This window comes from Mitsuaria sp. TWR114 (assembly GCF_007997345.1).
Genome location: NZ_VOSR01000436.1, coordinates 1 through 8142, shown reverse-complemented (window position 1 = coordinate 8142; position 8142 = coordinate 1). Strand labels below are relative to the sequence as shown.

Below are 8142 nucleotides of genomic sequence, written 5' to 3'. Positions count from 1 at the left end.
GAACGGCGCCGGCAAGTCCACGCTGATCAAGGTGCTCACCGGCCTCTACGCGCCGGATGCCGGCCGCATCGAACTCGGCGGCGCGCCCATCGCGCCCCGCTCCACCGCCGACGCGCAGGCGCTGGGCATCAGCACCGTCTACCAGGAGGTCAACCTCGTCCCCAACCTCTCGGTGGCGGAGAACCTCTTCATCGGCCGCTATCCGCGGCGCTGGGGCCAGATCGACTGGCGCCGCATGCGCGAGCGCTCGCGCCAGCTGCTGGCGGAACTGGAGCTCGACATCGACGTGGACGCGCCGCTGGCGCGCTACTCGCTGTCCATCCAGCAGATGGTGGCCATCGCGCGGGCGCTCAACATCTCGGCGCGCGTCCTCATCCTCGACGAGCCCACCTCCAGCCTCGACGAGGCCGCGGTCCAGCACCTGTTCCGCGTCATGCGCCGGCTGCGCGAGCAGGGCATGGCCCTGCTCTTCGTCACCCACTTCCTGGACCAGGTCTACGCCGTCTCCGACCGCATCACCGTCATGCGCAACGGCCGCACCGAGGGCGAGTACCTCGCCCGCGACCTCGGCCGGCTCGAACTGATCCAGAAGATGGTGGGCCCGCACGCCGCCTCGACGGCACCACCCGCGTCCTGCGCCCAGACCACCACGCCGGCGCTGACCACCCACGGCCTGGCCCGCCGCGGCGCCTTGCAGCCGCTGGACCTGGAGATCCGCGAGGGCGAGGTGCTGGGCCTGTGCGGCCTGCTGGGATCGGGCCGCACCGAGGCAGCGCGGCTGCTCTTCGGCGCGGACACCGCCGATGCCGGCGACATCGAGATCGCCGGCCAGCGCCAACGCTTCGCGTCCCCCCGACAGGCCATCGCGAGCGGCCTGGCCTTCTGCTCCGAGGACCGCAAGCTCGAGGGCGCGGTGCTGGCGCTCTCGGTCCGAGAGAACATCGTGCTTGCGCTGCAGGCGCGGCAGGGGTGGTGGCGAGCGATCCCGCTCAAGCGCCAGCAGGCGATTGCTGCCGACTACGTCCAGCGCCTGGGCATCAAGACGGCGGACATCGAGACGCCGATCGGCCTGCTCTCCGGCGGCAACCAGCAGAAAGCGCTGCTGGCCCGCTGGCTGCTGACGCAGCCGCGCCTGTTGATCCTGGACGAGCCGACGCGCGGCATCGACGTTCGCGCGAAGGAGGAGATCATGGACGAGGTTCGTCGCCTGTGTGCCGAGGGCAACGACGAGGACCGCCGCATGGCGGTGTTGTTCATCTCGTCCGAGCTCCCCGAGGTCCTGCGCTGCAGTGATCGCATCGTCGTGCTGCGCGACCGCCGCGCGATCGGCACCTACGAACGGGGCCAGCTCGACGAACGCTCGGTCCTTGAAGTGATCGCCGCCGATGGTCCTCGGTAGCAAAACCGTTGAAGGAAGGTGGTGGTTGGGGACGGCAGTGCGTGGGGTTTTGGCGCTTGCCGCCAAGGCCCCATGCACTGGCGGCCAACGCCCCGACCGCGGCAGTGAATGCCAGAGCGCATGAATCGAAAGACTCCCGTGACAGACGCCCTCCCCCTGAGCGCTCTCCCGACGCCGAAGCGTCGCCGCGTTTTCGCCCTCATGGCCGAGCACCCTTTGCTCCGCCCGATCGCCGCGCTGGCGATCCTGTTGCTGATCGACGTGATCCTGCTGCCCGGCTTCTGGCACCTGGAGATCAAGGACGGCCACCTGTACGGCCCGCTGATCGACATCCTGAACCGTGCTGCGCCCTTGATGCTGGCGGCCTTGGGCATGAGCCTGGTGATCGCGACGCGCGGGATCGACGTGTCGATCGGCGCCGTCGTGGCGATCGCCGCGACGGTGGCGGCGATGCTGGTCAACGGTGACCAGCCCCTGGTGCTGGCCTATGCCGGCGCGCTGGGCGCCGCGCTGCTGTGCGGGGTCTGGAACGGCGTACTGGTGGCCGGCCTGAAGCTGCAGCCGATCATCGCGACATTGATCCTGATGGTGGCGGGCCGCGGCCTGGCGCAGCTGCTGTCGGACGGCCAGATCCTGACCGTCTACCGCGACGATTTCTTCGTGCTGGGCGGCGGCTACCTGCTGGGGCTGCCGGTGTCGCTGTGGGTCGTGGCGGCGCTCTCGCTCGCCACCATCGCGCTGCTGCGCAAGACCGCGCTGGGCCTGTTCATCCAGGCGGTGGGCCTCAACCCGGTCGCCTCGCGCCTGGCGGGCCTGCGCACCGCGACGCTGATCTTCGGCACCTATGTCTTCGCCGCCGGCTGCGCGGGCCTGGCCGGCCTGATGATCGCGTCCAACATCAAGAGCGCCGACGCCAACAATGCCGGCCTGCTGCTGGAGCTCGACGCCATCCTGGCCGTGACACTGGGTGGCGCCTCGCTGGCCGGTGGCCGCTACCACCTGGCCGGCGCGCTCATCGGCGCGCTGATCATCCAGACCTTGACGACGACGATCTACTCGCTGGGCGTGCCGCCCGAAGTGAACATGGTGGTCAAGGCCATCGTCGTGTTCCTGCTCTGCATCCTGCAATCGAGCGAGCTGCGGCCGATGCTGCGCCGGCTCGCCCCGCGCGGAGGCGCCCGATGACTCCCCTCGCCCTCTTCCAGCGCTGGCTCCGCCAACCCGCCTTCAGCGCGCAGGTCACCGTCGTGCTGCTGCTCGCGCTGATCGCCGCCGGCGGCGCCCACTACACCGGCTTCGCCGCGCCGCAGGTGATGCTCAATCTGATCATCGACAACGCCTACCTGCTGGTGCTGGCCGTCGGCATGAGCCTGGTGATCCTGTCGGGCGGCATCGACCTGTCGGTCGGCGCGGTGCTGGCGCTGGCCACGACCGTCGCCGCCTGGCTGCTGCATCACGCGCACTGGCCGGCCTGGGCCGTCATCGCGCTCGTGCTCGGCGGCGGCGCGGCCTTCGGCGTGCTGCAGGGCGCGCTCATCCATGCGTTCCGGCTGCAGCCCTTCATCGTGACGCTGGCCGGCATGTTCCTCGCGCGCGGCCTGTGCTATCTGATCAGCGTCGATTCGATCACCATCGACGATCCCACCTTCGTGCTGGTATCCCAGACGCAATGGGCGGTGCCCGGCGGCTTCATCTCGCCCAGCGCCGCGATCGCGTTGGCGGTGCTGGTGGCGGGGATCTGGCTGGCGCATCGCAGCGCCTTCGGGCGTGCCGTCTACGCGCTGGGCGGCAACGAGCAGTCGGCACTGATGATGGGCCTGCCGGTCGGGCGCACCAAGCTGATGGTGTACGGCCTCAGCGGCCTGTGCGCCGCCCTCGCCGGCCTGCTCTTCGCGTTCTACATGCTCAGCGGTTACGGCCTGCATGCGCAAGGCGCGGAGCTGGATGCGATCGCCGCGGTGGTCATCGGCGGCACGATGCTCAGCGGCGGCTATGGCTACGTCGCTGGCGCGCTGTCGGGCGTGCTGGTGCTGGGAGTGATCCAGACGCTGATCGCCTTCGACGGCACGCTCAGTTCCTGGTGGACCAAGATCGTCATCGGCGCGCTGCTGTTCGTGTTCTGCGTCGTGCAGCGCCTGCTGGCGCGGCCCGCGGGCCAGGCCTGAGTTGGCGTCCGACTTCTACCCTTCGATTCCTTCCCGCATGAATCCCTCCGCGTTCAGGTCCTGCCTCGCCGCCGCGCTGGTCACCGCCCTCGCGATCACCGCCGCGCCGGCGCGAGCCGCCAACCCGCTCTTCCCCCAGCTCTACACCGCCGATCCCGCGGTGCTGATCGACAAGGGCCGCGTCTACCTCTACGTCGGCCATGACGAAGCCAAGCCCGATGGCAAGGACTTCGTGATGAACGAGTGGCGGGTCTATTCCAGCTGCGACCTGGTGCGCTGGACCGACCATGGCTCGCCGATGAAGGCGCTGGACTTCAAGTGGGCCAAGGGCCGCGCCTGGGCCTCGGACATCACCCGCCGGGTCGTCGACGGCAAGCCGACCTACTTCTTCTACACGACCGTCGAGCATGCGACGGTCCCCGGCTTCGCCATCGGCGTCGCGAGTTCGGACAGCCCCACCGGCCCGTTCAAGGACGCGCGCGGCTCCGCCCTGGTCACCAACGACATGACCACCCAGACCGACATCGCCTGGGACGACATCGACCCGGCTGTGTTTGTCGACGACGACGGCCAGGCCTACCTCTACTTCGGCAACACGGTGCTGAAGGTCGCGAAGCTGGCGCCGTCGATGACGGCGTTGGCCGGCCCCATCGACGTCGTGCCGGTCAAGGACTTCACCGAGGCGTCCTACCTGCACAAGCACGGCGCGACCTACTACCTGTCCTACTCGCAGCATTTCCCCGAGGAGACGGCGTACATGACCGGCCCGTCGGCCACCGGCCCGTGGACGCCGCGCGGCGTGATCATGGCGAAGAACGCGGGGACGCCGACGATCCATCAGGCGATCTTCGAGTTCAACGGCAAGAGCTACATCGCCTACCACAACGCCAAGCTGCCCGGTGGCGGCGAGTTCCGCCGCTCCGTCGCCATCGAGGAACTGCACTACAACCCGGACGGCACGATCCGCTTCATCCCGCAGACCGACGCCGGTCCCGCCGCGAATCCCTCGCCGGGTTGCCGGGGCTGAGCCCCTCGGCCCGTCAGCGTCTCAGCGCGCGTAGAGCTCCCTGGCGACGCCGCGCACCTCCTGCAGCAGCGTCCGCGCCCCGGGCGACAGCAGGTGCCCCTCGCGCGTGATGATGCCGAACGCGTCCATGCTGCAGGGCAGCTCGATCGGCAGGATCGCCAGCGCCTTCAGCGAGGCATAGTAGCGCGCCACCTCGATGGGCATCACATGCAGCGCGTCGGTCTGCTGCAGCAGCGCCGTGATCACCAGCAGCGCCGTCGTGTCGACGGCATCGGCCGGCGGCTCGATCGCGGCGCGCCGGAACATCTGCTCCCAGCGATGCCGCAGCACGCTGCCGGGCGGCGGCAGGATCCACGCCTGGGTGGCCAGGTCGGCCAGCGACAGGTCGTCGCGCAGCAGCAGCGGATGCCCGATCCGGGCGACGGCGCAGGCCGGCTCGCCGCTAAGTTCCTCGTACTGCAGGCCCGACACGCTGTCCTCCTCGAGGATGCGGCCGATCATGAAGTCGAGCACGCCGCGCTGGAGCTGGTCCAGCAGCACCTTGCTGGTCTCCATCTGCACGCCGATGCGCAGCAGCGCGCCTGCGCCTTGACCCGCGCGATCGCGCGCGGCAGCAGCGACATGCCCGGCGTCATGATCACGCCGACCTCGACCTGCCCGGTCAGGCCCTTCTTGAGCGCGACGATGTCGTCGTGCGCCGCCGCCAGGCTGGTCAGCGCCATGCGCGCATGCCGGATCATGGTCTCGCCGAACAGCGTCGGCTCCATGCCGCGCGGCAGGCGCTCGAAGAGCTTGACCTCCAGCATGTCCTCCAGGTCCTTGAGCTGCTTGGACGCGGCGGGCTGGGTCATGCACAGCGCCTCGGAGGCGCGGTGGATGTTGCGGTGGTCGTCCAGCGCGATGAGCAGCAGCAGCTGCCGCGTCTTCAGCCGCGCGCGCAGGAACCAGTTGGGATTGGGAGCGTCGTCCATCGCGTCGGGGTCGGTCAGGCCAGGTCCACGATGCCCTTGGCGGAGAGCACGTTGCTCAGGTCATCGCCGGTTTCCTGCAGCTGCACCAGCGTGGCCTGGCGCGCGCCCAGCGGGTCGCGATTGCGGATCGCCGTCAGGATGGCCTGGTGGCGCGGCAGCGAGAGCTCGTGGGTGTTGGGCAGCTGGCTGCTCAGCAGGATGGATTCACGCAGCGCCAGCGACAGCATGTTGCCGATGTAGGCCATCAGGTCGTTGTTGGTGGCCTCGGCGATGTGGCGGTGGAAGGCCAGGTCGGGCTCGAGCAGTTCCTCGGTGTCGGTGGCCGCGGCCATGCCGTCGAAGGCTTCCTCGATGACGACCTGTTGGCCGGCCAGCGTCGACAGTGGCAGCCGCTCGACGCCGGGGCCCGTGGGATCAGGCAGCGGGCTCGGGCCCGCAGGGGTCGCCGCGCGCGCCGAGGGCGGCAGCGGCAGGGAGATGAGATGCATGAATCCGTCGGCCTGTCGCGTTGTTGGCGCGAGCAGGACCTCATGAGGTCAAGGGACCGACGGGGAGCGGAAGGTGGCGCGCCATGCGGCACCGGCATCAGGACCGGTGGGGGCATCGCGGCGAAGGAATCGGAAGGATCCGGACAGCCGTCGGCGATCAGCGAAGGGTGAACGTCGGGTTCTTCATCGGGCACCTCCTGGATGGCAAAGAGGTTGAGGGAGCGCGCGGGCGGTGGGCCTCGGCGGCGTGGGCGCGATTCTTCCACCGCGGCGATGACGGCGTCAACCGTGCGTGACGCCCCTGCTCGCCGCAGGGCCGGGGACGCGGCCACGACGGCCGCGCGGGCTCACTTGCCCTTCTTCTGGACCAGCTTGGCGTAGTCCGCCTGCAGCTTGGTCATGAAGTCGACCGTCGCGCGGAACTGCTGTTCGTGGAAATCGATGAGCTTCTGGAACTCGTCGGCCGCGACCTCGAAGGGCGTACCCGCCGCGCGCATCGATTCCATGATCGCCTTCTGCGACGCGAGCACCGTGCTCCACGCCGCGTAGTTCTGCTCGAACGCCTTCTTCGACTGCTCGAAGAAGGTCTTGGCGAGTTCGACCTGGGCCTGCTGAATCATGAGAAGTCTCCTGTTGAGCGTGTTGTCGAGCCAGCGCCCGGGACGGGCGTGCGGGCAATGCTACAGGGGACGCGGCCCGCGCGGGACCGCCGGCGCTCAGGGCATGAGCCGGTAGCCCACGCCGGTCTCGGTGAGCAGGTGCCGCGGGCTGGCGGGCTCGGCCTCCAGCTTCTGGCGCAGGTTGCCCATGTAGACGCGCAGGTAGTGGTTCTGCTCGACCTGCGACGGCCCCCACACCGCCTTCAGCAGCTGGCGGTGCGTCAGCACCTTGCCGGCGTTGCCGATCAGGTGGCTGAGCAGGCGGTACTCGATCGGCGTCAGGTGCACGTCCTGCGCCGCGCGGCGCACACGGCGCGCGGCCAAGTCGACCTCGACCTCGCCGAAGCGGAACACCGGATCCTGCTGCTCGCTGGCCCGCGCCTGGCTGCGGCGCAGCGCGACGCGCACCCGCGCCATCAGCTCGCCGACGCCGAAGGGCTTGCTCAGGTAATCGTCGGCGCCATGGTCCAGCGCGGCGATCTTGTCGTCCTCCGCGCCGCGCGCGGACAGCACGATCACCGGCACCTGCGACCAGGCGCGCAGGTCGCGCAGGAAGTCCTGGCCATCGCCGTCCGGCAGACCCAGGTCGAGGATGACCAGGTCCGGCCGCCGGGTGCCGGCATCGATCAGGCCCTGGCGCAGGGTGCCGGTCTCGTGCACGGACCAGCCCTCGCCCTCCAGGGCCAGCCGCACGAAGCGGCGGATGTTCGGTTCGTCCTCGACGATCAGCGCGATCGGCTGCGGCTCGCTCACGGCAGCGGTTCCCCGTCTTCTTCGAAGGCCGGCAGCGCCGGCGATTGACCCAGGCGCAGCGAGAGGCTGAAGCGCGCCCCGCCCTGCGGTGTCGCGCGCTCGGCCCGGATGCTGCCGCCGTGGGCCTGCATGATGGCACGGCAGATCGCCAGCCCCAGGCCGACGCCCGGCAGGTGCGACTCGGCATGGCCGCGCGCGAATTTCTCGAACAGCGCCTCCTCGCGACCGGGCGGCAGCCCCGGGCCGTTGTCCTCGACGGACAGGCGCATCTCGCCCTCGCCCGCCTGCAGCGCGCGCGCGTCGCCGATCGCCCGCGCGATCACGCGGATCTCGCTGCCCGGCGGCGTGTACTTCGCCGCGTTCTCCAGCAGGTTGACCAGCACCCGCTCGATCAGCACCGCGTCCAGTTCCACCATCGGCAGCGTCGCCGGCACGTCCAGCACGACGCGATGTCGCGCCAGTGTCGTCCCCATCAGCTGGAGGCTGCTGCCGACCACCTCGTCCACCGGCTGCCATTGCCGGTTGAGCTTGAGCGCGCCGCTCTGCAGCCGCGCCATGTCCAGCAGGTTGTGGACCATCGCGTTGATGCGCAGCGACTGCTGCTCGATCGCCCGCGCGGTCTCGGCCGCGCCGGCATCGAGCTCGCGCCGGGCCAGCGTCTCGGCCAGGCCCTGCAGCGC

At 69.9% G+C, this 8142-nt stretch carries 8 protein-coding genes and 1 pseudogene; 4 read left to right on the top strand and 5 right to left on the bottom strand.

The window, feature by feature from the left end; all coding sequences use genetic code 11:
• From FUT87_RS15930 to FUT87_RS15915, 4 genes are all read left to right on the top strand, one after another.
• Positions 1–1399 (top strand): sugar ABC transporter ATP-binding protein (locus FUT87_RS15930; RefSeq protein ID WP_147241644.1); only part of this gene is annotated, 1399 nt, incomplete at its 5' end.
• Positions 1400–1600: 201 nt separating this feature from the next.
• Positions 1601–2584 (top strand): ABC transporter permease, encoded by a 984-nt coding sequence (locus tag FUT87_RS15925; RefSeq protein ID WP_147241643.1) that lies wholly within the window; start codon positions 1601–1603, stop codon positions 2582–2584.
• Positions 2581–3564 (top strand): galactofuranose ABC transporter, permease protein YjfF, encoded by a 984-nt coding sequence (gene yjfF, locus FUT87_RS15920; RefSeq protein ID WP_147241642.1) that lies wholly within the window; start codon positions 2581–2583, stop codon positions 3562–3564. Before FUT87_RS15925 ends, yjfF begins: the two co-directional genes overlap by 4 nt.
• A gap of 37 nt (positions 3565–3601) precedes the next feature.
• A complete protein-coding gene (locus FUT87_RS15915; RefSeq protein ID WP_147241641.1) occupies positions 3602–4591 on the top strand; it encodes a glycoside hydrolase family 43 protein in 990 nt (329 codons plus the stop codon).
• Positions 4592–4612: 21 nt separating this feature from the next.
• On the opposite strand, the pseudogene FUT87_RS15910 reads toward FUT87_RS15915, so the two are convergent.
• The 5 genes and pseudogenes from FUT87_RS15910 to FUT87_RS15890 form a co-directional block, all read right to left on the bottom strand.
• A pseudogene (locus FUT87_RS15910) lies at positions 4613–5562 on the bottom strand (LysR family transcriptional regulator).
• A 14-nt stretch (positions 5563–5576) separates the two neighbouring features.
• The gene (locus FUT87_RS15905; protein WP_147241640.1) at positions 5577–6050 is read right to left on the bottom strand and encodes a FadR/GntR family transcriptional regulator; all 474 of its coding nucleotides are present in this window, start codon (positions 6048–6050) and stop codon (positions 5577–5579) included.
• A gap of 347 nt (positions 6051–6397) precedes the next feature.
• Complete coding sequence (locus FUT87_RS15900; RefSeq protein WP_147241639.1) at positions 6398–6670, bottom strand: hypothetical protein; 273 nt, start codon at positions 6668–6670, stop codon at positions 6398–6400.
• A gap of 96 nt (positions 6671–6766) precedes the next feature.
• Positions 6767–7462 carry a two-component system response regulator KdpE gene (gene kdpE / locus FUT87_RS15895; protein WP_147241638.1) on the bottom strand — a complete coding sequence of 232 codons (696 nt, stop codon included), beginning with the start codon at positions 7460–7462 and terminating at the stop codon, positions 6767–6769.
• Positions 7459–8142, bottom strand: a 684-nt coding sequence (locus FUT87_RS15890; protein WP_255511872.1) for an ATP-binding protein, incomplete at its 5' end; no start/stop codon positions are given. The genes kdpE and FUT87_RS15890, both read right to left, overlap by 4 nt.